The 22419-nt window shown below is 40.0% G+C and carries 19 protein-coding genes; 15 read left to right on the top strand and 4 right to left on the bottom strand.

What is annotated here, in order from left to right:
• The first annotated feature begins 145 nt into the window (after window positions 1-145).
• Complete coding sequence (locus AWN68_RS15310; RefSeq protein WP_068417536.1) at window positions 146-1726, top strand: ArnT family glycosyltransferase; 1581 nt, start codon at window positions 146-148, stop codon at window positions 1724-1726.
• Between the two features lie 70 nt (window positions 1727-1796).
• Here the strand turns inward: AWN68_RS15310 and AWN68_RS15315 are convergent, their stop codons facing one another.
• From AWN68_RS15315 to AWN68_RS15325, 3 genes are read right to left on the bottom strand one after another with little or no spacing between them, the layout of a single operon-like run.
• Window positions 1797-2456: a phosphatase PAP2 family protein gene (locus AWN68_RS15315; protein ID WP_068417541.1), complete on the bottom strand. Its 660-nt coding sequence runs from the start codon at window positions 2454-2456 to the stop codon at window positions 1797-1799.
• Window positions 2446-3114: a tRNA (guanosine(46)-N7)-methyltransferase TrmB gene (gene trmB / locus AWN68_RS15320; protein ID WP_068417543.1), complete on the bottom strand. Its 669-nt coding sequence runs from the start codon at window positions 3112-3114 to the stop codon at window positions 2446-2448. The genes AWN68_RS15315 and trmB overlap by 11 nt, the downstream gene beginning before the upstream one ends.
• On the bottom strand, window positions 3115-4344 hold the full coding sequence (locus AWN68_RS15325) for a bifunctional folylpolyglutamate synthase/dihydrofolate synthase (protein ID WP_068417546.1): 1230 nt from the start codon (window positions 4342-4344) through the stop codon (window positions 3115-3117).
• Window positions 4345-4490: 146 nt separating this feature from the next.
• On the opposite strand from AWN68_RS15325, the gene AWN68_RS15330 reads away from it, so the two are divergent.
• The 4 genes from AWN68_RS15330 (at window position 4491) to AWN68_RS15345 (ending at window position 8575) form a co-directional block, all read left to right on the top strand.
• The gene (locus AWN68_RS15330; RefSeq protein ID WP_084362886.1) at window positions 4491-5141 is read left to right on the top strand and encodes a head GIN domain-containing protein; all 651 of its coding nucleotides are present in this window, start codon (window positions 4491-4493) and stop codon (window positions 5139-5141) included.
• Window positions 5142-5298: 157 nt separating this feature from the next.
• Window positions 5299-6861, top strand: coding sequence for an FMN-binding glutamate synthase family protein (locus AWN68_RS15335; protein ID WP_068417552.1), 1563 nt, complete (start codon window positions 5299-5301; stop codon window positions 6859-6861).
• Between the two features lie 100 nt (window positions 6862-6961).
• Window positions 6962-7471 (top strand): energy transducer TonB, encoded by a 510-nt coding sequence (locus tag AWN68_RS15340; protein ID WP_068417555.1) that lies wholly within the window; start codon window positions 6962-6964, stop codon window positions 7469-7471.
• A 123-nt stretch (window positions 7472-7594) separates the two neighbouring features.
• The gene (locus AWN68_RS15345; protein ID WP_068417556.1) at window positions 7595-8575 is read left to right on the top strand and encodes a GSCFA domain-containing protein; all 981 of its coding nucleotides are present in this window, start codon (window positions 7595-7597) and stop codon (window positions 8573-8575) included.
• 365 nt (window positions 8576-8940) lie between these two features.
• Here AWN68_RS15345 and AWN68_RS15350 read toward each other — a convergent pair whose 3' ends face one another.
• Window positions 8941-11196 carry a Tex family protein gene (locus AWN68_RS15350; protein ID WP_068417557.1) on the bottom strand — a complete coding sequence of 752 codons (2256 nt, stop codon included), beginning with the start codon at window positions 11194-11196 and terminating at the stop codon, window positions 8941-8943.
• 427 nt (window positions 11197-11623) lie between these two features.
• Here AWN68_RS15350 and AWN68_RS15355 point away from each other — a divergent pair, with 427 nt between their 5' ends.
• The 10 genes from AWN68_RS15355 to AWN68_RS15400 all read left to right on the top strand — a co-directional run bounded on the left by AWN68_RS15355 (window position 11624) and on the right by AWN68_RS15400 (window position 22131).
• A complete protein-coding gene (locus AWN68_RS15355) occupies window positions 11624-12457 on the top strand; it encodes a phosphoribosyltransferase-like protein (protein WP_157716255.1) in 834 nt (277 codons plus the stop codon).
• A gap of 2 nt (window positions 12458-12459) precedes the next feature.
• Window positions 12460-12780 (top strand): hypothetical protein, encoded by a 321-nt coding sequence (locus AWN68_RS15360; RefSeq protein ID WP_068417563.1) that lies wholly within the window; start codon window positions 12460-12462, stop codon window positions 12778-12780.
• A 184-nt stretch (window positions 12781-12964) separates the two neighbouring features.
• Complete coding sequence (locus tag AWN68_RS15365; RefSeq protein ID WP_068417566.1) at window positions 12965-13984, top strand: reverse transcriptase family protein; 1020 nt, start codon at window positions 12965-12967, stop codon at window positions 13982-13984.
• Window positions 13985-14213: 229 nt separating this feature from the next.
• Entirely contained in the window at window positions 14214-14723 is a 510-nt protein-coding gene (locus AWN68_RS15370; protein ID WP_068417568.1) for a MepB family protein, read from the top strand.
• 357 nt (window positions 14724-15080) lie between these two features.
• A complete protein-coding gene (locus AWN68_RS15375) occupies window positions 15081-16922 on the top strand; it encodes a Xaa-Pro dipeptidyl-peptidase (RefSeq protein ID WP_068417573.1) in 1842 nt (613 codons plus the stop codon).
• Window positions 16923-17087: 165 nt separating this feature from the next.
• A complete protein-coding gene (locus AWN68_RS15380) occupies window positions 17088-17633 on the top strand; it encodes a hypothetical protein (protein WP_068417578.1) in 546 nt (181 codons plus the stop codon).
• A 213-nt stretch (window positions 17634-17846) separates the two neighbouring features.
• Entirely contained in the window at window positions 17847-18275 is a 429-nt protein-coding gene (locus AWN68_RS15385) for a hypothetical protein (RefSeq protein WP_068417581.1), read from the top strand.
• 857 nt (window positions 18276-19132) lie between these two features.
• The gene (locus AWN68_RS15390; protein WP_157716256.1) at window positions 19133-19750 is read left to right on the top strand and encodes a hypothetical protein; all 618 of its coding nucleotides are present in this window, start codon (window positions 19133-19135) and stop codon (window positions 19748-19750) included.
• A gap of 1088 nt (window positions 19751-20838) precedes the next feature.
• The gene (locus AWN68_RS15395) at window positions 20839-21312 is read left to right on the top strand and encodes a hypothetical protein (protein WP_157716258.1); all 474 of its coding nucleotides are present in this window, start codon (window positions 20839-20841) and stop codon (window positions 21310-21312) included.
• Window positions 21313-21711: 399 nt separating this feature from the next.
• Window positions 21712-22131 (top strand): nuclear transport factor 2 family protein, encoded by a 420-nt coding sequence (locus AWN68_RS15400; RefSeq protein WP_157716260.1) that lies wholly within the window; start codon window positions 21712-21714, stop codon window positions 22129-22131.
• Window positions 22132-22419 lie beyond the last annotated feature (288 nt).

The raw sequence follows: 22419 nt of genomic DNA on the forward strand, positions 1-22419 counted from the left end.
TTAATGGAGCATATTTTATCGATTTAAAAGAGAAATGTCGAACAAACGACTTCTTCTCCAATTCTACCACCGAATATTCCTTTTCAGACCTTTTTTGATTTCATTCCCATTCTTGAGCATTATCAATTAGATTTGCAGACAATTCATGAACAAGCAAAAGTCACTTTTACTGATCCTCGTTTTAGCCGTTGCGGTGTGCTATGCCAACATTAGCGGTTTGGATGTTTACGCATTGGATGAAGCCAAAAATGCAGAAGCGGCCAGAGAAATGTTTGAGAGTGGCGACTATGTGGTTCCCTATTACAACTACCAACTGCGCACCGACAAGCCACCGCTTCATTATTACTTTATGGCTGCGGGCTATGCTATTTTTGGAGTAACCGAGTTTGGCGCACGCCTCTTTTCTTCCTTAATGGGCGTTTTCACCATCATGATTACCTTTCTATTTGCTAGGAAACACTTTGGCGAAAAAGCAGGGCTGAATGCTGCTCTAGTGCTTATTTCGTCTATTCATTTGGCACTGCAATTCCATATGTCGGTGCCCGACCCCTATTTGGTGTTCTTTATGACTTGGGCGTTTTATTCGTTTTACGAAGCCTACAAAACCAATAATAAATGGCAGTTGCTGTCTTTCTACTTTGCCATTGGCTGCGGTGTGCTCACCAAAGGACCTGTAGCGATAGGATTACCGGGCTTGGCGGCTCTGATTTTCCTCTTCTCCCAAAAAGACTTTAAATGGAAAACGATTTGGCGATTACAACCCTTTGGCGGTTTACTGCTCGCCCTATTGATTTCTGTGCCATGGTTTTATGCCGTGCATATTCAAACTAATGGCGCTTGGACAGAAGAGTTTTTCTTCAAACACAATTTCTCTCGTTTCTCCGATTCAATGGAAGGCCATAGTGGAAGTCCATTGTTGACATTTGCCTTTGTGTTTGGTTTGGGCATGTTGGCCTTTATTCCGTTCTCAGTGCAGTCGTTCAAAAATGCATGGAAGGAAAAACAGGACAGCGCAATGATGTATGTGCTTATCTCGGCTTCCGTGATTGTTGTGTTTTTCGCGATTAGCAGCACCAAGCTGCCCAACTACACGGTTCCGTCTTATCCACTCATTGCCATTTTAATTGGCGCTTACATTGCTAAAATAGACAACCAGTGGTTCGCTAAACTCGGAAACCGAATTGGTCTGTTTTTCTACGCTATTCTGCTGATTGTTTTCCCTATTGGCATCTATTTCGCACTCCAAGGCGATAAGTCTTTAGGTGAGCTGACGAATCTTGCGTTTTACTTTATCCCACTGTCTGTGGTGGGTGTTTTCATTTTCAAACAAGGTATTGCTAGAAAGAGCATAGAAAGCGTATTGTGGATGAACATCAGCGTTTGGTGCGTCACCATTATGCTTTTCTTCCATTTGATTTTTCCGCAAGTAGATGGGCAGAACCCTGTTCAACAGACTTTGCCAGAAATGGACACGAGCAAAATGATCATTGCCTTCAAACGACTTAACCCTGCATTCGTTTTTGCGCTACAGCGCGAAATTCCAATGTATAATGATGTGGAAACCATCAAGCAAATCATGGGAAGTCAGCCCAGTGGCTATTTGATTTCTCGAACTGAATTTCAAGAAGAACTGGAAAGCATTCCTGGTTTAGAATTTCAGGATAAAGCCAGAGACTTGTTTGAAAACCCTACCACTTTAGTGATGAGGTGGGGAATGGATTACTAAACCACTATCGGCTGAGATCACCATGGGTTTGTGAAATAATGAAACTATTTATACAGTCCATTTAACAACCTCAACTTTTGGAGGGTTTTCTAAATAATAAACCATTTTGGAGCTTAGGTCTATCGGCATAAGGCTTCATAATGTACCAAGCGATAAGCGCAGCGAGTATTCCAAAAACACTTCCAATATAGATATCTCTCAAGAAATGTTGTAATATATAAACCCTTGATATCCCGACCAATACAGCAGCTATAAAGATCAATACATTTAAAGTTTTATTCTTGCAAATACTAATTAACACAAAAGCCAAAGTAAAGGCCGAAGCGGTATGTCCTGAAGGAAAACTATCGAAACCACGGGTATTGACTCCTTCCACAAAATTAAGGCGATCTACCTGATCAGCAAAGAAGGTTTTGGGTCTTGGCTCACCATCGAATAACCATTGTTTGAAAATATGAACAAAGACTGTTTGCAGTGCAATGGCAATCAGCATATAGTAGAACTTGTGCAGATTGGTGAATAAGAAATACAAGGCTACAATGGCCAGCAAAACCCCATCACCAAGGTAGGTCCAATACTGAAAAAAGAAATCACCAAAACTAGTATGTCTGTCATTGAGCCAAAGCACAAAGTCGCCATGGTTGGTCATCAGCATCAAAACCCCAAAAGCCAGTACATAAACAAGTACAAGCCACTGCATTCCTTTGTCTATGAAGGGTCTATTTTCCATGGTCGAATCTAAATTTCATGTATTTAATGTTTTCACCAAGGTCATAGAATTTCTCTTCAAACTTGGTTTTAATGCCGTAATGATCATTCATGTACTCTGAATCATAGAGGTTACGGGTGTACTCCAAATCAATGATATCGTTTCGCTCACTTAACAGCTCAAGCGTATAATCGAAAAGCGGTGTATTGTCTGTTTTAAAGAAGACTTGACCATTTTCTGTAAGTAATTCCTTGTAGTACTCAAGGTATCGAGGCGATGTAAGTCTTCGTTTCGCATCACCATCTCTTCTGAAAGGATCGGGAAAAGTAATCCAGATGGTTTCTACTTCATTGGGCGCAAAGAAGCTTTCAATGCTTTGAATTTGAGCCCTCAAAAAGGCCACATTGGTAAGGTTCTCTTCAATGGCTTGCGTGCTGCCCACCCATAATCGATCGCCTTTCACATCAACGCCTACAAAATTTCTATTGGGATAAACCCTGGCCAAACCAGTCGTGTACTCACCTCTCCCACAGCCCATTTCAATGGTAATCGGTTGCTCATTTTTGAAGTATAACTTGTTCCAATTTCCTCTGAGTTGGGTATAGAGTGCCTTATAATCTTCCAGAACATTCTCACGCTCTTTTAACTCTTCAAACCTCTTCTGCTTCTGTCTCGACATTTATAACGCTTCTATTTCGGCCACCACAAAGGTACTACCTCCAATATAAATCATGTCATTTTTTGTGGCTTTTGACTTGGCCAAAGCAATTGCTTCGTTTACGTCCTGTACAAAGTCTGCTTTCAGGTGAAAAGGGCTTGTCAATTCCTCAATCCGCTCCAACTTCATGGCCCTAGGAACTTTGGCTTCGCAGAAAATAAATTCCGCTTGGGCTGGCAAACGTGGAATCAAGGTGTCCAACTTCTTATCGTTGACAAAGCCCAAAACCATGTACAGCTTTTCAAAAGAACAGGACTCTATTTGTGGAATGATATAATCGAAGGCTTCTTTATTGTGCCCCGTATCGCAAACAGTCAATGGAGCTTCAGAAAGAATTTGCCACCTGCCTTTTAGGCCTGTCTGAGTGCTCACATTGGCCAGTCCGTGGATCAAGGCTTCTTCGGAAATCTTCCAGCCCTTATTTCTTAACACATTGACAGCGGCCAATACGCCTTTAATGTTTTTGGCTTGGTAAGTTCCTGGTAAGTCAAGTGAGTAATTGGCTGTGTTCAAGGGCTCTTGATCTGCAAATATCAACTCGGAATTCATCTCTTTCGCCCTCTCTGTAAAAACAGGAGTTGTTTCACTTTGGGACTCTCCTATAACCACAGGAATATTTCGTTTTATTACTCCAGCCTTCTCAAAGGCAATTTCTTGTAAAGTATTGCCCAACATGTCCATATGATCGAAGCCAATATTGGTGATCAGCGAAAGTTCCGGAATGATGATATTTGTGGAGTCCAACCTTCCCCCCAAGCCTACTTCGATGATGGCAATGTCTACTTGCGCTTCGGCAAAGTAATCGAAAGCCATGGTCACCGTCATTTCGAAAAATGAAGGGTGAATTTCATCTATGGTAGGTTGAATTCTTGCTACAAAATCAACCACATTCTGTTCGGGAATTGGAGAACCATTGATTCTAATTCTTTCCGTAAAACTCTTTAAATGCGGGCTAGTATAAAGCCCTACCTTATAACCAGCCGATTGAAAAATAGAGGCCAACATGTGAGAAGAACTTCCCTTCCCATTGGTACCCGCCACATGAATGGACTTAAACTTATGTTGAGGGTTTTTCACGGCCTCGCAAAGTTTTAATGTATTGGTGAGGTCTTTCTTAAAAGCCACATTCCCCACCCTCTGATACATGGGTAAAGATGAAAACAAATAGTCGAGCGTCTGTTGATAGTTCACTACGCGAAGATAGTGTTTCGCTCATTATTTGCCGCTAAATCAAGCCCCTTGTTCTCCATTTCTTATCACTTAAAAAAAATAATTCATTTCCATACGTGTGGTGACAGCATCAATCGTCATAAGGATACAACAACAAACTCAAAAACATGAAACAGCAACATTTACTCTTAATGCCTTTTGCAATTTTAGCCCTTTCAGGTTGTTCACTAGATGACATCACGGGAAATGGCCCGATCATTAACGAATCACGTGTGGTGGATGATTTTCACTCTATAAGACTGCAGATTGAAGCAGACGTTTATTTACTTCAAGACGATGAGCAAACGCTCAGGGTTGAAACCCACGAAAATCTACTTTCTATTGTAGACACCTATGTGAGCAATGGCGAGCTCATTATCAAAAGCAATCACAATATAAAAAGGGCCAGAAGGTTGAAGGTCTATATTTCGGCTCCGGATTTCCAAAACATTACACTAACAGGATCAGGAGATATTGAAAGTGAGAATTGTTTGGATTTGGACAACCTGAATCTAAAGATCACTGGCTCAGGAAAAATCAACCTCTGCGGAATGGTTGACAGCCTCACTGCTTCAATTTCGGGTTCTGGAGACATTAACTCTTACGGATTAAATGCGAAGGACGTTGACGCTAGCCTTTCAGGTTCTGGAAATATTAAAGTGACTGCCGAAGAAAGCCTAACCATCAAAATCTCAGGCTCCGGAGATGTTTATTACAAAGGAGATCCGCAGATCAATTCTAAAATATCGGGCTCAGGCAGAGTAATCCGTACTTATTAGACATTACAAAGAGAGGGGTAATTTACACGACATTCTCCCCTCTTTTTTATTCTCACAAACCTCGATTCCCTTTCATTTAGACTATAAAAATCAGGTCCATAAATTTAAATGCTGATAAAGAAATACTACTTTGACTAAAATCCACTTAATTGTGATTATGGAGTCATTTCAATCGTTTCTAGCAGTAGTTCCTTGGTGGGGCTGGGTTTTATTTTTCTTATTCGTCCTTTTCTTAAGGGATATTATTCAGCGCAAGCACACCATCACACATAACTTCCCAATAGTCGGACATATTAGATATATGCTGGAAAAGATTGGTCCAGAACTACGACAATATATAGTAGCGAATAACCGTGAAGAACTTCCCTTCAACAGAAGTCAGCGCACATGGGTTTATGCCTCTTCAAAAAGGCAGAACAACTATACTGGGTTTGGTTCAGACCAAGATCAGGCATCTCCTGGTTATGTGTTCATTAACCCAACCATGCTACCTTATAACCCAGCCCCCAATCACCCGAATAGAACTCACATTGACCTAATTCCCTGCGCCAAAGTAATGGGGCAATACAATAAAAGGAAGAGGTTATTTCGCCCTAAATCCATTGTAAATATTTCGGCCATGAGTTTTGGCTCTTTATCCGCCAAGGCCATAGAATCATTGAACAAAGGCGCCAAAAAAGCGGGGTGTTATCATAATACCGGTGAAGGCTCTTTATCCTATCATCACCAACATGGTGCAGATATCGTCTTCCAGTTTGGTACAGGTTACTTCGGAGTTAGAACGCCAGAAGGCAATTTCGATATGGACAAGATGGTGAAATTGGTAAACGATTTTGATTACATCCGGGCCATTGAAGTTAAGCTCTCTCAAGGCGCCAAGCCTGGCAAAGGAGGCGTTTTACCAGCTTCCAAAATCACCAAAGAAATTTCAGAAATCAGACACGTCCCTATGGGGCAAGATGTAATTTCTCCGTCTAGCCACACCGCTTTTACAACTATTCCAGAGTTACTGGATTTCATCGAAGACATTGCCAACAATACTGGCTTGCCTGTTGGCTTTAAATCTGCCGTAGGAAAATTGGACATGTGGGAACAACTGACTGACCTGATGGTAGAACGTAACATTGGGCCAGACTTTATCTCCATTGATGGCGGTGAAGGCGGAACGGGTGCTGCCCCTCCAGCCTTTGCGAATCACGTAGCATTACCTTTTGTTTTTGCTTTTGCACAGGTGTATCAAATCTTTAAAAGAAAGAACCTAACGGACCGCGTGGTATTTATCGCTTCGGGTAAATTGGGTTTCCCTTCTAGTGCATTAATGGCTTTTAGTATGGGCGCAGATTTGATCAATCTAGCGAGAGAAGCCATGCTTTCCATTGGCTGTATTCAAGCGCTTTCATGTCATACCAATACTTGTCCAGCTGGAGTGGCCACACAGAAAAAGTGGTTGCAAGCAGGCATAGACCCTACGCTTAAATCAGAGCGTTTCTATAATTATGCTAAAACACTAAGAAAGGAAATTCTTGAAATTACGCATGCTTGCGGTTATGAGCATCCTTGCCAAATGGAAATGACGGATGTGGACATGAGTATGGGTGACAATAATTACACCACTACCCTGCGTCAGATCTACAATTACGAAAAAGTACCTGTCGACTTTATCAGCATGAAAAAATTGATTGAATGTGAGCATTTAGGTGGTCAAGACGGTAAGGCTTAACCCCCTATCAATTGCTTCCTCAAGAACTTCCATCAAAAATAACTGAGTTTGTTTGCTATTAACTATTTAAATAGTTTAATTCGGATAAAACTTAGTTACTATGAAAAAATCAACATTATTACTTGCTGCGCTGCTATTTGTTGCGTTCTCATGTTCCGATGAAGATATCAGCCTTGAACCACTAGACCAAGTGGGCCAAGTGGTGGGTATCGCTGGAGAGCAAAATTCGGATGAAGTTTTTCTTATTGTAGAGGAGCCCCCTACTTTCCCTGGAGGCACGGACGCCTACAGCAAACACCTTTTAACCAATCTTAAATATCCGGAACAAGCCAGAAAAATGGGTATTGAAGGAAATGTATTTGTGTCTTTTGTGGTGACCAAAGAAGGTAAATTGGAAGACATCAAAGTGGTAAGAGGTATTGGAGCGGGTTGCGATACCGAAGCGGTACGCATGCTACTTACCTCTCCTGATTGGATCCCTGGTAAACAACGTGGCCGACTGGTAAATGCCAGAATGAATTTACGCGTAGCTTTCAAATTGTCTGGAAGTGAAACCAAAGTGGATGAAGGATCACAAGCAATAGTAAGATCTCTCTCTAGTTTAAAATAACACCTCTTTCTGTCAGAAGGGTGAATGGTCAAGGTCAAAAACACTTGGTCAGATAAATGGGCGCCAATAATTATTGGTGTCCGTTTTTATTTTTAGCCGTTCCTACATTGGTTATCTTTGGACATGTTCCGAACCGAATTAAGCCCGAAATCCTCTTCTCATAAGATTCAGTTATCAACCCCATTGATTTCCATAGGCTCCTGCTTTGCGGATAATATTGGGAAGAAGCTTTCTCAGCATAAATTCAAAATTGAGCAGAACCCATTCGGCACGATCTTCAACCCCCTCTCCATTTTCGAGTTGATAGAAATAGCACTTGATGAAGAACGATTACCCGAAAGCAGTTTTTTGGTTCGTGATGGCATCCATTTCAATTACAAAGTGCATTCTGAGCTTCACGGAAAATCTCAAGAACAGCTGGAGTCTCACATTAATCATCAGCGCAACCGACTCACCAAGGCACTTCGGAAATCAAATACCCTGATGATTACTTTTGGTACCGCTTGGGTGTATGAAGAAAAAAAGACGCAGATGCTCGTGGCGAACTGCCACAAAACTCCCGCTGGCCAGTTCAACAAAAGGCTATTGAGTCCTGATGAGATTACCAATGCTTTTATGGTCCTGAAAGAACAGCTTCAAGATCGACACCCAGCACTGAAGATAATTCTCACCGTAAGTCCTGTGAGACATGTCAAAGACACTTTGGAGCTGAACATGGTGAGCAAAAGCATTCTGAGATTGGCTTGTCACCAGATTAGTACTTATGCCGATGAAGTGGATTACTTCCCTGCCTATGAACTCCTAATGGACGATTTGAGGGATTATCGCTTTTATGAAAAAGACATGTTGCATCCCAACGATTTAGCCAAAGAATACATTTGGGGGAAGTTTATGGACGTCTACTTCGATAAAGAAACGAAGGCCTTCATTAAAAGCTGGGACGAAATCCGTAGCGCCATGAAGCACAAGGCATTTCACCCCGAATCTGATGCACATCAGAAATTTCTTCAAAAGACCATCGAAAAGCTGGAACAGCTTAAGGGGCTGGTGAAGGTGGAGAAGGAGCTGGCGAAGCTTCGTAGTCAGTTAAGGGTTAAGGGTTAAGGGTTAAGGGTTAAGGGTTAAGGGTTAAGGGTTAAGGCAAACTTTTTTCAGGAAATTGAGTTCCCTACCTCACTGTTTTTTCGTTATTCTTTACCGATTTCCTTATCTCCTAGTTCGCACTTGCAGTGCGGACTGATCTTCCAATATTACGCTTATCGTTAAGGAATAAGATAGGCACGCACAACATGTGCACACCAGTGATGTTCCCATAACACACTTTTTGCCTCCCGTCCTAGTTCGCACTTGCAGTGCGGACTGATCTTCCAGTATTACGCTTATCGTTAAGGAATAAGATAGGCACGCACAACATGTGCGCGCCAGTGATCAACTGTTTCCCCTCGTAACTAATAACTAATACCCCATAACTACCCCCCAAATTTCCCCCTCAAGGCGGCCAACTTACTGGCCAGATCTCCTTCGGATTCTTTCTGAACTTTGGCTTTTGGTTGAGGTTGAGATTTAGGCTTTTCGCTTCTTTTCACCTGAGGTTTTGCTTCGCCTTTCATCGACAATGAAATTCGTTTCCGGCTGGCATCTACTTCTAGTACAGTAACTTCTACGCGTTGCTGTACGCTCACGATATCGGCAGGGTTGCTCACAAAAGTATCGGACAAATGGCTGATGTGCACCAAGCCATCCTGATGCACTCCAATGTCTACAAATGCACCAAAATTGGTCACATTGGTCACAATGCCCGGTAATTTCATGCCTGCCCTAAGATCTTCCATATTATTGACGCCCTCCATAAAACTGAAGGCTTCGAATTGTTCCCTGGGATCACGGCCAGGTTTGGCCAGTTCGCTTAAAATATCCTTTAGGGTGGGTAATCCAATTTGTTCGGTGATGTAATTCTTCAGGTCGATTTGCTTTCTCAGCTCCTCTTTCTGAATAAGGTCAGTAACAGAGCATTTCAAATCCTTCGCCATTTGGTTGACAATGGCATAAGATTCAGGGTGCACCGCACTCTCGTCCAATGGATTGACGGCTCCGCGAATCCGCAAGAAACCAGCCGCTTGCTCAAAGGCTTTTTCACCCAAACGGGTTACATTTTTAATCGACTTCCTGTCTTTAAACGGGCCGTTCTCATTTCTATATTCTACAATATTTTTGGCCAACTGAGGCCCTAAACCCGCTACATAAGTCAGCAATTGCTCAGAAGCCGTATTGACTTCCACGCCCACAGCATTCACACAACTCATCACCACATCATCCAAAGAATGCTTTAATGCGCCTTGGTCTACATCGTGCTGATATTGTCCCACTCCGATGGATTTCGGGTCAATTTTCACCAATTCAGCCAATGGGTCCATCAGCCTACGACCAATAGATACCGCTCCACGCACGGTAATGTCTTCATTCGGAAATTCATCTCTGGCAATTTGCGAAGCAGAATAAATGGATGCGCCACTTTCATTCACCATCACCACCGTGATGGATTTTGGCAAGCCTAATGTGCTTAGAAAAGTCTCTGATTCACGGCCTGCGGTTCCATTGCCAATAGCGATGGCTTCAATATTGAACTTCTCTGCCAAGTGCTTAATGGTAGCGCCTGCTTTGGTGGTTTGTCTTTGTGGTTCGTGTGGGTAAATCGCTTCAAAATGAAGTAAACTTCCTTGTTTGTCTAAACACACCAGCTTACAGCCTGTTCTAAAACCCGGATCGATGGCCATTACATTTTTACTGCCCAAAGGAGCTTCCATCAGCAGTTCTTTCATGTTTTTGGCGAATACATCAATGGCTTCTTCATCCGCTTTCTTCTTGGAAATCATGCGCAATTCCGTTTCCATACTCGGCTGAAGCAAACGCTTATAACAATCTCTAATGGCCAACTTCACTTGCTCGGCACTTTGTGAATGTCCTTGGATGAGTTGACGATCCAGCAGCTCAATCGCATCATCTTCAGGAGGGACAGTGTCCAACATCAGGAACATTTCGCTTTCGCCCCTACGCATGGCCAAAACTCGGTGCGATGGAGCTTTCGCTACGCCCTCTTCCCATTCAAAGTAATCTCTGTATTTCTGTGCTTCTACTTCCTTTCCCGGATAAACACGGGCTTTGAAAACGGCTTTCTCTTGGAAGAACCTACGCATTTTGGCCCTCACTTCTGGATCTTCATTCATCCACTCAGCCATAATATCACGAGCGCCTTGCAAGGCCTGTTCAATATCTTCTACCTGCTTTTCAGCATCCACAAAGTCAGCGGCTTTGGTGTATGGATCAGCATTGGTTTGTTCAAAAATAAACTTTGCCAAAGGCTCTAGTCCTTTCTCGCGGGCTATCGTGGCCTTCGTTCTGCGCTTTGGTTTATAAGGCAGGTAAATATCTTCTAAACGCGCCATGGTTTCGGCCTCGTTTACTTGTTTCTCTAATTCGTCTGTAAGCTTTTCTTGTTCTTTTAACGACTTTAAAACCGCCTCTTTTCTTTTGTCCAGTTCACGCAGCTGCAACAGTCTATCACGAATGTCAGCAATTTGAACTTCATCCAAACTGCCTGTTAATTCCTTTCTATATCGGGCAATAAAGGGCACTGTTCCTCCTTGGTCAAGAAGGTCTACCGTAGTGGCTACTTGCTTTAGGTTTACTGAAAGTTCTTTGGCGATTCGCTGAAAATGTGCTTGCATGTACTGGTCGTGTTTTAAAGGCAACAAAACTAAACAAAGATGAATTGCGAGAAAGGGTTTGAGGGGAAAAGATGTAAACAATTCAGAGTTTAGAATTTAAGGGTACAAAGTTTAGAGTTTAAGGGTTACGAATAGATTCTTCTTTGGAAACGTTAAGGTTTTTCGATAAAGAATATACACCGAAAGAGTATATACTCATATTACTCATAAGGGCTGGAAAAAAATAAAATCACCGTTAGACAATCTAAATATCAAAGTGTAGATTTATAAAGTGAGTATTAGCCAACAGTTTATCGTCAGCTAACGCTCATATTAAGTAAACCATTAGAAATATAACGCTCATAAAAGTGAGCGATACATAACATTAGTGGCAAGGCTATGACAACAAATCGCACAGAAAAAAAATGAATGAAAAGGAAATAAAGATATGAATCCAACAACCTTTGCACGACTATATTCAATTTTTAACGCAAAACGCTGGCACGACAAGGAAATGCACGAAGTTGTGTTTCGTAATTTCTGTGAGTTACTTGGCAACCTGAATGATAAGCAGCAAAATTTACTCCTTGAATTAGCTGAAAGATATACTTGGTTAACATTTACTGAATACCAAGGTAAATTAGTTCATATTTTCAACACCATAATTCCTCAAGAAGAAATCCATAATCTAAGCAAGATTATTTTGTTTCCTGTTATGAAACCTAAGGACGAAGAAGTGACAAAGAGTGGACACGGGGTTCTAATTATTTTAAGAGGGGTTAGACCTTTTTTTGAAAGATATAATCATTTAGAGTTTAAAGAAATTGAAGCATTTGATAAACTTGAATTACCATTTACTTTAGCAGAAAACGAGAGGATTTTTCTATTAGATGACTTTTTAGGAACAGGGGACACAATTAAATCAACAATTGAACAAATTTTATTAAACCCAAATATTACTTTAGATAAGATAAGAGTTATTACTGTTGCTTCACACCAGCAAGCCGTTAATTACATGGAAAGTATTGGTGTGAGATACTACACTGAAATAGTTACCCAAAAAGAAATTAGCGACCACTATACAACCCCTGAACTAGAGGAAAAAACAGCAATTATGAAAGAAATTGAAAAACTATTGCCTTCAAAGAAATATAGTTTCGGCTATGGACAATCAGAAGGATTGATCACTTTGTACAGGACACCAAATAATACCTTCCCAATCTTTTGGCACGATTATGAAAAAAATGAAGTAAACTATAAAGCACCATTCCCAAGATACTAGATATGGAAAAAGAAAATCTTTATATACTGCTAGATGTGATTTTTAGAAATGGTTCCCTAAAAAGACTTGCTAGGAAAGGAGTAGATTACAATGAAATTGCAAATCAAACTCAAATAGCCATTAAAGATGAATTAGTTAGTTACAACAAACAAAGAGTTATTTTAACTCCAAAGGGTTTAGAATTATTAAAGCAATTAGAAATCACTTATAAAAAAACCACAAAAAGTGAATGGATTGAGAAAGACGAAAAAAACCGTTTGGGTAAAAATAGAAGAGAAAAAAACTTTATATTTATACCAAGACAAAACGAGCTTACTTTTTAGTTCTTTCTTAAAATACTGTGTTGACTTTGGTTGACACCGGAGCAGTGAGTCACTGCTCTGTAATTGAATGGGTTTTCAAGCCTTCGGGTTTAAGTGGGGTTCCGCTGAGGCTCCACCCCGCTTAAACCCGTATTCACTAACTGAGTCGGGGGTATTGCCCTCGACTCATTAACGATTTTAAGAGATGAAATTTGAACAGTATAAGCAAGAATTTGAAATTAAAGCTTCCCAATCAGGATATTCAGCGGAAAACATTGTCCTTTGCTTAAATTACGCAAAACCATTATTAGATAAAGGCTTTCCAGTTATTTATAACACCTCTCATTTATCTGTTTTAGTTGGCTATAGAAAGGATTACATCAAGCGTGCAGTTGTTTATACACCTTACTTTTATAGAGACTTTGAAATAAAGAAGAAGAATGGGAAGATGCGAAAAATTTCAGAGCCTCTTCCCAGTTTGAAAGAAATCCAAGATTGGATTTTAGTGAATATTCTTGAAGTAGAAAAGGTAAGTCCTTTCGCAAAGGCATACAGAAAAAAGGTAGGTTTAATTGAGAATGTGAAATTTCATAAGAATCAGCCTAAAGTTCTAACTCTTGATTTAAAAGATTTTTTCCCTTCAATCAAAAGAGAAAATATAGAATCAATATTTCGTTCATTCGGATATTCAGCATTAATCTCAAACCTACTCTCTAAACTATGTACTAGGGACGGTTGTTTGCCTCAAGGTGCACCTACTAGTCCATATTTATCAAATATTTTTTTTAAAGGTGCTGATGATATAATTATTAAACACTGTTTGGCTAACGACATTAGATACACAAGATATGCTGACGACTTGAGTTTTTCAGGAAACTTTGACGAAAAAACGTTGATTGAGTTAGTTGAAGATACTGTAAGACAATTGGGTCTGACATTGCACCCCGATAAAATAAAATTAATGAAGCCAAACGAACGACAAACAGTTACTGGAATTGTCGTTAATGAAAAGCCTCAAGTTGTTTTCCATAAGAGAAACAAATTAAGACAAGAAATGCACTATATAATTAAGTTTGGGCTTCAAGATCATATGCAACGTAAAAACATAAAATACAGAAATTATATAGAGCATTTATTGGGTAAAATTAATTTTATACTACATCTCAACCCTAAAGACATAGAATTTAAGAAATACAAAGAACATTTAATCGGACTTAAAAAGTAGTAATTATGACTCCAAAAAAGCCCAGCCACTAACAGGCGTTTGGCTCATTGGCGGGTGATGTGGTTAATTGAACATTCTATCTGGCATCAACATTTGTAGTGTATTGACAGTTTCGTGCTTCAAAATCCGCCACAGCGCCAAGCGCCAAAACGTTAAAGTAATGGTTCGGTTATTTTTGGAAAGCAACCATATTATTAATTCCCTAAGTTCAACGTCAATATAGAGTTAAATGCTTAACCCAAACCTCCAAACCATTAAAGACAATATCTACAAGCCATTGGGTTTTGAACTGACCCATTTCACCCTAGAAAAGGAAAGTCAAGAATACGGAGCCTGCACATTCCAGCTTAATGGTTTACAGATTGTCAGCAGAAACGCGAAGGTCACTCCTACTAAAATTGGGCAGTTTGTTACGCTTTGGAAACGATTGAACAATGGCCCCATCCAGCCTTTTGATGCTTCGGACCAGATCGATTTTGTAGTCGTCAATGTGCGTTCCGACAATCAAATTGGGCAGTTCATTTTCCCTAAAAAGGTGTTGGTAGAAAAAGGCGTTTTCTCCAGTGCTTCCAAAGAAGGAAAAAGGGCCATTCGGGTATATCCTTTATGGGACAAACCTCTGAGCAAGCAAGCCCTCAAAACACAGCAATGGCAATTGGATTACTTCCTGGCCATAGATGAGGCCGGTAAAACGGATGTGCAACGCGCCAAAAAACTGTATTCAAAAGCCTCAACCTAATCTTCATAGAGGCTAAATAAGGGCTCACACTGGTCTTAGCGTCTCGCTGAGACCCCACCTAATATTAAATTATCTCTTTCAACCTAAGCAACCGCACCCACTAATCTTCGTTTGCAACGAGGATTTAAGCCCACCCCTACTAATAAAATCTAATAAGCTTTGTATTTTAGTCTTAGCGAGACGCTAAGACTAGTGGATCTGCAACGCGCCAAAAAGCTGTATTCAAAAGCCTCAACCTAATCTTCATAGAGGCTAAATAAGGAGTATGATTTGTCTTATTGACGGGCTTCGTCTATCTTCCTGTCATCGTCCCATTAGCTTGGGCGCATTTGATTCTATTCTACTAAAGAAACGCTTATGAAAAAATCATCGGTACTGAATATAGCGGCTTGCTTTGCGCTGCTCTTTTTGGGCTTTTTACCCATGGCCAATGCACAAAAGGCCGTTCCTGTATTCGAAAATGGCGAAGCACAGATTGTTCCCGCCTTCAACGATCCTGAAAAATGGATTCGACATGACCTTTGGGTTGAAACTGAATTTGACACGGATGGAGATGGCAAACCAGACCGCATGCACGTGGATGTCACCCGTCCGTTCCAAACCGATACTGAAGGTTTGAAACTGCCGATTGTCTACGAATCGAGTCCTTATTTTGCGGGAACCGCTTCTTTGGCTGACGGTGTTTTATGGAACGTGAAACACGAATTGGGTGCCACCCCACCTGCAAGGGTAAACCCTACGGTAACGCGCAGAGGCGAGCGACCAATCATTTCAAACTCTCAGATCAAAACATGGGTGCCACGCGGCTATATCGTGGTGCATTCTTCCTCACCGGGCACAGGGCTTTCTCAGGGCTCTCCTACCGTGGGTGGCGACAATGAATCCTTAGCCCCAAAAGCAGTGATAGACTGGCTGAACGGAAGAGCAAAAGGCTACACCAGCCCAGATGGAAATGAAGAAGTAAAAGCATTTTGGAGCACCGGAAAAGTGGGCATGACGGGTACTTCCTACAATGGAACATTGCCATTGGCAGCCGCTACTACGGGGGTTGAAGGTTTGGAAGCCATTATTCCTATTGCACCGAACACCTCCTACTACCATTATTATAGATCAAATGGTTTGATCAGGTCTCCGGGAGGCTATTTGGGCGAAGACATTGATGTGCTTTATGATTTTATTCACAGCGGTGACGAATCGAAACGTGCTTATAACAATAAGACCGTAAGAGACACGGAAATGAAAAACGGCATGGACAGGATCACGGGCGATTACAATGATTTTTGGGCAGGCCGTGATTACTTGAATGATATGGGGCCGATGAAGGCTGCGCTCTTGATGTCGCATGGTTTTAACGATTGGAACGTGGTGCCAGAGCATAGCTTACGTATTTCTGAAGCCGCCAAGGCAAAAGGCATTCCTACTCAAATATATTACCACCAAGGCGGACATGGTGGCCCTCCCCCAATGTCGATGATGAACCGTTGGTTTACGCGCTATTTACATGGCGTTCAAAATGGAGTCGAGAATGATGCGAAAGCTTGGATTGTGAGAGAAAACGACCCCAATGACAAGCCCACTGCTTATGCCGATTACCCAAATCCAGAAGCCAAACCTGTGCAGTTCTTCTTGTCCAAAGGTGCTCCGAAAGCAGGTGGCATCAGCACAAAACGTTCGGCTAATCAAGGCAAAGAGACTTTAGTAGATAATTACTCTTTCTCTGGTGCCACTTTAGCCCAAGCTGAAGTCACCGAACATAGATTGCTCTATGTTTCTCCAGTGCTTACTGCCCCAGTGCATATTTCTGGAAAAGTGAAGGTTTCCATTAAACTAGCGAGCAGTAAACCAGCCGCCAACCTCTCGGTTTGGTTGGTTTCTTTGCCATGGACGGAAGGTAGAAATTCTAAAATTACCGACAACCTGATTACCCGTGGTTGGGCCGATCCTCAGAACTATAAATCATTAAGAGAAAGCGAGCCTTTGGTACCGGGCAAGTTCTACGAAATGTCTTTTGAATTGCAACCAGACGACCAAATTATTGCCGCTGGACAACAGATTGGCGTCATGATTATGTCTTCCGACCGTGAGTTTACGCTTTGGCCAGCCCCAGGCACCGAACTCACCGTTGATTTAGACGGTACTAGCATTTCTATTCCTATTGTAGGCGGCACAGCCGCTTTTGAAAAGGCGGTGAAGGAGTAGTGAGTACTTTGTAATTGATATTAAGTAAAAAGGATTAAATCCCGTTTCTTCTGATAGAAGGGACGGGCCTTTTTGTTGAAGATTAGCACATTATTTATTACTAAACGGTTAACTTTAAAGTGAGTGATAGCCAACGTTGTACACAATTAGAAAAACTCATAGAATTTGAAGAAAATTATTTTACATCCATTAAAAGGAATAGAATTTGAGAATAAAGAAATTTTGGAATTGGGAACTTCTAAAACTGAATTAATTCAAAAATTTGGCAAAGCTTCAAGCGGAACTGACAAACAACTATTCTATGATGATTGGGAACTTAGAATTGACTTAGATAACTCAGAAAAAATAGAATTTATTGAATTCATTTATGGTCCTTTCCCTGAAAAAACAGAAATTAAGTTATATGGAATTAATCCTTTCAAGACTGATAGTCATAGTTTAATTGAAATTTTGACTAAAAATAATGTAGGTGAAATTGATACAACTGAGGAACCTTACTGTTATGCTTTTCTTGAATCTTCGATAGGGATTTTTAGAGATTCTTGTGAAGTTGATATTGAGGAAATGATATCTGAAATGAAAGAAAACGGAGATTATTCCGATAATGAAGAATGGGTTTTGGAAGACAAAGAAAAAGCAAAATACTTTTGGACTATCGGTTTAGGAAAAAAGATTATTATAAGTAATAACTGTGTACAACACGGTGTATAAAACATAGCTAATAAATGCTTAACCGAAAGGTTTGTGCTTATTTATAAAGTCCGCCAAATTTTTAATTTGGCTTTTAAAAAGAGAAAAGTTAAAAACAAAATATAAAAATTTGGCTCTGTGTTTATCCGAAAAGTTAGTGTCTTTTTACACGCTACGTTTCATACACAAACCGTTAGGTGTAATTTAAAATAACAATCCGAAATTGAAGAAAATATGAGCAAACACATTGATGCAAGTCCTGAAGCGGGAAAAGAATTTTATCAAAACTTCCACGACAAAGGAAAGGTAGTGATGTTGAACTTACTGAAATTTAGAGAAACGGCTGACTATACAAATTTAGAAGAATTAAAACCTACTAAAAACATCAGTGGAGAAGAAGCCTATCAATTATATATGGACAGCACTCTACCCGAATTAGAGAAAGCTGGAAGCCGAATTATCTATTTTGGAAAGAGCCGAAACTTTCTGATTGGACCTGACTCGGAAAAATGGGATGCGGTTTTGTTGGTAGAACACGAGTCTGTTTTGAAATTTATGGAATTCGCCCAAAACCAAGATTATCTTAAAAAAGCGGGACACAGAACAGCAGCGTTAGAAGATTCTAGATTGTTACCAACGAATGAAATAAAAAACTACACCTAATCGAGTAGACGGCCTCGCCAGTTGTAACTGACGAGGTGCGCCTCTCACACCACCTGCCGTACGGGTCTCGTAACAGGCGGTTCGTAAAGCATAGAATAATTGCTCTTTACACCAACTATCCCTTTCCGCTACTTTTAAGTATAGGCTATCATATGATTCCTATACGAATTTTTACTTCACAATACGTTCAGCCCTTCGTCAATTCGTGAGAACTCTGTAGTCCTTACAGCTCATGTCCCATTGACTACTATGGCCTCTGCTGACTTCTCCTTAATGTTCTCGACATCAGGAGATCTCCCTCGGTAAGGTAAATTGCTTTCCGGCTAACACTACCTGATCTACATGCTGTCCATATCCATCGAGACTGGGCTTCACAAAGATGTGCTTGTTCACCCTGTACAACATGCCTCTGTATCAGGTTCCTGTTCGTTAGTTCAGCCATTTGTAGTCCTGCTTACTCCAGATGTAACTTCACAGTTACCACCCTTGCAGCTTACTAATGCTTCCTCTCGACAGGCGCATAGGAGACTTTCACTCCATTAACTATATTTACCATTCAAGGCACACACAAAGCATATAGCTCATGGCGGGTGAACGGCTACCACCAAGGTTTTCGCTCCGTAGCAAACTTGGGTTTCGGTGGATAGGAAAGTGCTTCGAAACCGCCACAAGCCATATGCAAACCGTTGTGCTTCATTAGGGTACAATAAACCTTCCTACTTAACAATTGTAAATGGACTTCCATATTTTCTGTAAGGAACTTGGGAGACAAATATGATTAGTGGATTTGGTTTTGGAAAAAGCAGAATAAAAAATGGAGCTAACGGACAATAATGAGTATCGATTAACAACTACTTATGAAAACATACTTGAATCTATTAATGAATAAGCAGAATTTAATTTCAAATGTGATTTTATCTATTCTCTTTTTTTATTCTTTCTTTCTTATAGGACAAGCCTACATACAAGGACTAGATATTGGAAATTGGATTTGGGATAGACATCAAAATTTATTTTCTTGGTATTCTCGTCCTCTTTTTATTATTCCTGCCTGCTACTTCGCATATCATCATAAGTTATGGCACACAGGAGCGTGGATGGCTCTCATGTTTGCAAGTTTATTCTGGTTTTCTGCCCCACAACAAGTGTCTGAAAGTGTACAAGCATACCTAGAGTGGGAAAACAAATTATTTTTTAATGGAGATTCTATAGTTCCTTTAGTAGTCTTAATAGCAGGTGTATTAGCTTTTTTGTTTGGACTTTTTTATGCATTCTATAGACGAAACATGTGGTACGGCTTACTAGTATTTAACATAGGAACACTTCTTAAAATATTTGTGAGTTTGACTTGGGGTAAAGAAACAGGAGTGACGGCCATAGTCCCATCGCTATCAAGTATGTTATTTATTAATATTGTTGCATGGTTACTTTGGAAGAGAACAAAGAAAAAGAAATTTGAAAAGAAGTCTAATTGAAATGAAAACTGAGATTAATGATAAGTGAAAGTTCGTGAGACTTTTGGAGTGGAATAAACAAAATAAGAGGGATTAAAAAATAACGAAAGCACAATCGAGTAGAAGGCCGTGAGCCATAAGCCCACGGTGCGCCTCCCTCTGGTCTTAGCGTCTCGCTGAGCCCCCATCTAATATTATGATTGTAATTGTCTCTTTCAATCTGAGTAACCACTGCTACTAAAAAATTTAATCAGCTTGGTCTTCTAGTCTTAGCGAGACGCTAAGACTAGTGGGGGACTGAGAGTAATAGCCTAAAAATGGTTAAAACCATTGATCAAAACATTCATTCCTATAGCCCACGGTTTAAACCGTGGGCTATGTGCTCCCCTACCAATTTCAACCGTTTTAACGGTTTCTACTGATAGACCGAGCATTCCATTGGTATTCTTCACCAACAGGCCACCTAAGTTGAAAAACACAATAGTCATCAGAACACCCTCATAGCCTACTCCATTTAGATGATGAAAGTATTTTTAATAAATTACATGAGTTATAAGCGTCACAAAAGTGGTGTGTACACAAGGCTGTGCGTGATTGAAGTAAATGAGAATAAAAAAACCAATATTATTAATAGTCATAATTGTATTAGTCTTTATTAGGACGTATACAGAAAGCTATCTTGTACAATTAGGCTTGAATAATTAGGAATACTCAGATTTTTACAGATGCACAGTTGTTGGATGCTTTTTAAAATTCAAGTATCAAATACTCTTAGACATATTATCCTTTGGGATCTATTTCCTTTTGTCAAAACAATATCTAAGCTATGACAATAAGAAAGGACTATTATCATCTGCGATATTTGTTCTAATATTCATGTTGACTGATTTATATGAGATAATTGGAAGCTATATTGGAATCTTGACACCAGATTTAATTTTACGGACATTAGAATGGAATGACTCCCTTTACTGGTCTTTTGAATACTTTATAGGAATGTTAATTTCTATTTTCATAATGACTTTAGTAGTGAAGAAAATAAAAAAACGAACACACAACACAATGTAAAAATGCATTAAACGCTTGTTACACTAATCCATAACCATCATTTGAAGATACCTTCGATCACATTGAAAACGGAAACATTGGAACTGGGCAACCTCAGTCCTGAAGAATTTTGTAATTCAATCCACCAATATTTAATCAAAGCCCCGTCAAATAGCAGCCCAGGCAGTAAAATATTTGTTAGTGGAGAGGTGAATATTACTGACCAAGAATTTATCATATATCCTATAGTCCATGATGCATGGAACAGAGTCATTCTTTTGAATATGATGGGCAAGGTGAGTGATAGACAAATCCAATTACGTTTTGTAACCCCCATAACATCACTGGTCATTCCAGTACTCTGCAATGGATTTTTTCTCTATATACTCTTATCAGAAGGGTGGAGAGAAGTTGCTTGGCTCACTTTACCTTTCTCGGGGTTATTATTCATCATCGGTTTTCTTTTCTCTAGAAGATTTTACCGTAAGGACCTTCGAAATCATATAGAATTTATAACCAAAATGAATCCTCACTAATCCTAGTTTTTAACGAGGATTAGCTCCCCTACATAAAGACTAACACTTTATAAAGCAGACGTCACTCGACACAACCGAGCGACTGGGTGAGTGCAGTAGCCTATAAAATGGTTAAAACCATTGATCAAAACATTCATTCCTATAGCCCACGGTTTAAACCGTGGGCTATGTGCTCCCCTACCAATTTCAACCGTTTTAACGGTTTCTACTGATAGACCGAGCATTCCATTGGTATTCTTCACCAACAAGCCCCTTAAGTTGAAAAACAATATAGTCATCAGAACACCCCCATAGTCTGCTCCATTTAGATGATGAAAGTATTTTTAATAAATTACATGAGTTATAAGCGTCACAAAAGTGGTGTGTTCATAACGTTGGAATTCATTAACGATGCTCAATATGAATAATACAACCCTTAAAAAATTCAAAGATTACTTTGCCCAAATGGAGTTCGATAACGATACTATTTTAGAAGCCATCTATTCAAAAAACGTAGTATTTAAAGACCCCATTCACGAAATAAATGGAATTGAAAAACTCAGTGAGTACTTCAAGAAATTAAATGATAATCTAACTGAAGGTTCATTTCAATTTATAGATGAATCTACCATTGATAATAAGGCCTATTTGAGTTGGGAAATGCACCTTAAATTAAAAAGACCTAATAAAAGCGTTAAAGCATCTGGGATTTCCGTACTGACAATTGAAGAAAAGATAATTAGCCAAAGAGATTACTTTGACGCAGGAGAATTATTCTATGAAAACATTCCTGTTTTAGGAGGTGTAATCCGTTTCTTAAAAAAGAAATTAGCGGACTAATCAATATTAGCGCCTATTTTTAAAGGTTATAAATACCAACCCTCCCTCTGGTCTTCGCGTCTCGCTGAGACCCCATCTAATATTAAAAACAGAAATGTAATTAGCCCTTACAATCTAAGTAACCACCCCCACTACTGAAATCTAATCAGCTTTGTCTTTTTTCCGCCCTTGTTGGTGTTCTTCACCAACAAGCCGCCCCACTAATCTTCGTTTGCAACGAGGATTTAAGCCCACCCCTAATAATTAAAATGTAATCAGCTTTGTCTTTTAGTCTTAGCGAGACGCTAA

Origin of the sequence: Roseivirga echinicomitans, from assembly GCF_001592935.1 — a bacterium.
Lineage (GTDB): Bacteria > Bacteroidota > Bacteroidia > Cytophagales > Cyclobacteriaceae > Roseivirga > Roseivirga echinicomitans.

What these genes read in the sequence shown, in the direction of transcription:
- AWN68_RS15345 (WP_068417556.1), top strand. Translation starts at nt 7,595, where the DNA reads ATGTTCCGAACCGAATTAAGCCCGAAATCCTCTTCTCATAAGATTCAG.
- AWN68_RS15375 (WP_068417573.1), top strand. Translation starts at nt 15,081, where the DNA reads ATGAAAAAATCATCGGTACTGAATATAGCGGCTTGCTTTGCGCTGCTC.
- AWN68_RS15400 (WP_157716260.1), top strand. Translation starts at nt 21,712, where the DNA reads ATGAATAATACAACCCTTAAAAAATTCAAAGATTACTTTGCCCAAATG.
- trmB (WP_068417543.1), bottom strand. Translation starts at nt 3,114, where the DNA reads ATGTCGAGACAGAAGCAGAAGAGGTTTGAAGAGTTAAAAGAGCGTGAG.
- AWN68_RS15370 (WP_068417568.1), top strand. Translation starts at nt 14,214, where the DNA reads ATGCTTAACCCAAACCTCCAAACCATTAAAGACAATATCTACAAGCCA.
- AWN68_RS15390 (WP_157716256.1), top strand. Translation starts at nt 19,133, where the DNA reads ATGAAAACATACTTGAATCTATTAATGAATAAGCAGAATTTAATTTCA.
- AWN68_RS15360 (WP_068417563.1), top strand. Translation starts at nt 12,460, where the DNA reads ATGGAAAAAGAAAATCTTTATATACTGCTAGATGTGATTTTTAGAAAT.
- AWN68_RS15335 (WP_068417552.1), top strand. Translation starts at nt 5,299, where the DNA reads ATGGAGTCATTTCAATCGTTTCTAGCAGTAGTTCCTTGGTGGGGCTGG.
- AWN68_RS15350 (WP_068417557.1), bottom strand. Translation starts at nt 11,196, where the DNA reads ATGCAAGCACATTTTCAGCGAATCGCCAAAGAACTTTCAGTAAACCTA.
- AWN68_RS15385 (WP_068417581.1), top strand. Translation starts at nt 17,847, where the DNA reads ATGAGCAAACACATTGATGCAAGTCCTGAAGCGGGAAAAGAATTTTAT.
- AWN68_RS15365 (WP_068417566.1), top strand. Translation starts at nt 12,965, where the DNA reads ATGAAATTTGAACAGTATAAGCAAGAATTTGAAATTAAAGCTTCCCAA.
- AWN68_RS15310 (WP_068417536.1), top strand. Translation starts at nt 146, where the DNA reads ATGAACAAGCAAAAGTCACTTTTACTGATCCTCGTTTTAGCCGTTGCG.
- AWN68_RS15340 (WP_068417555.1), top strand. Translation starts at nt 6,962, where the DNA reads ATGAAAAAATCAACATTATTACTTGCTGCGCTGCTATTTGTTGCGTTC.
- AWN68_RS15315 (WP_068417541.1), bottom strand. Translation starts at nt 2,456, where the DNA reads ATGGAAAATAGACCCTTCATAGACAAAGGAATGCAGTGGCTTGTACTT.
- AWN68_RS15355 (WP_157716255.1), top strand. Translation starts at nt 11,624, where the DNA reads ATGAATCCAACAACCTTTGCACGACTATATTCAATTTTTAACGCAAAA.
- AWN68_RS15330 (WP_084362886.1), top strand. Translation starts at nt 4,491, where the DNA reads ATGAAACAGCAACATTTACTCTTAATGCCTTTTGCAATTTTAGCCCTT.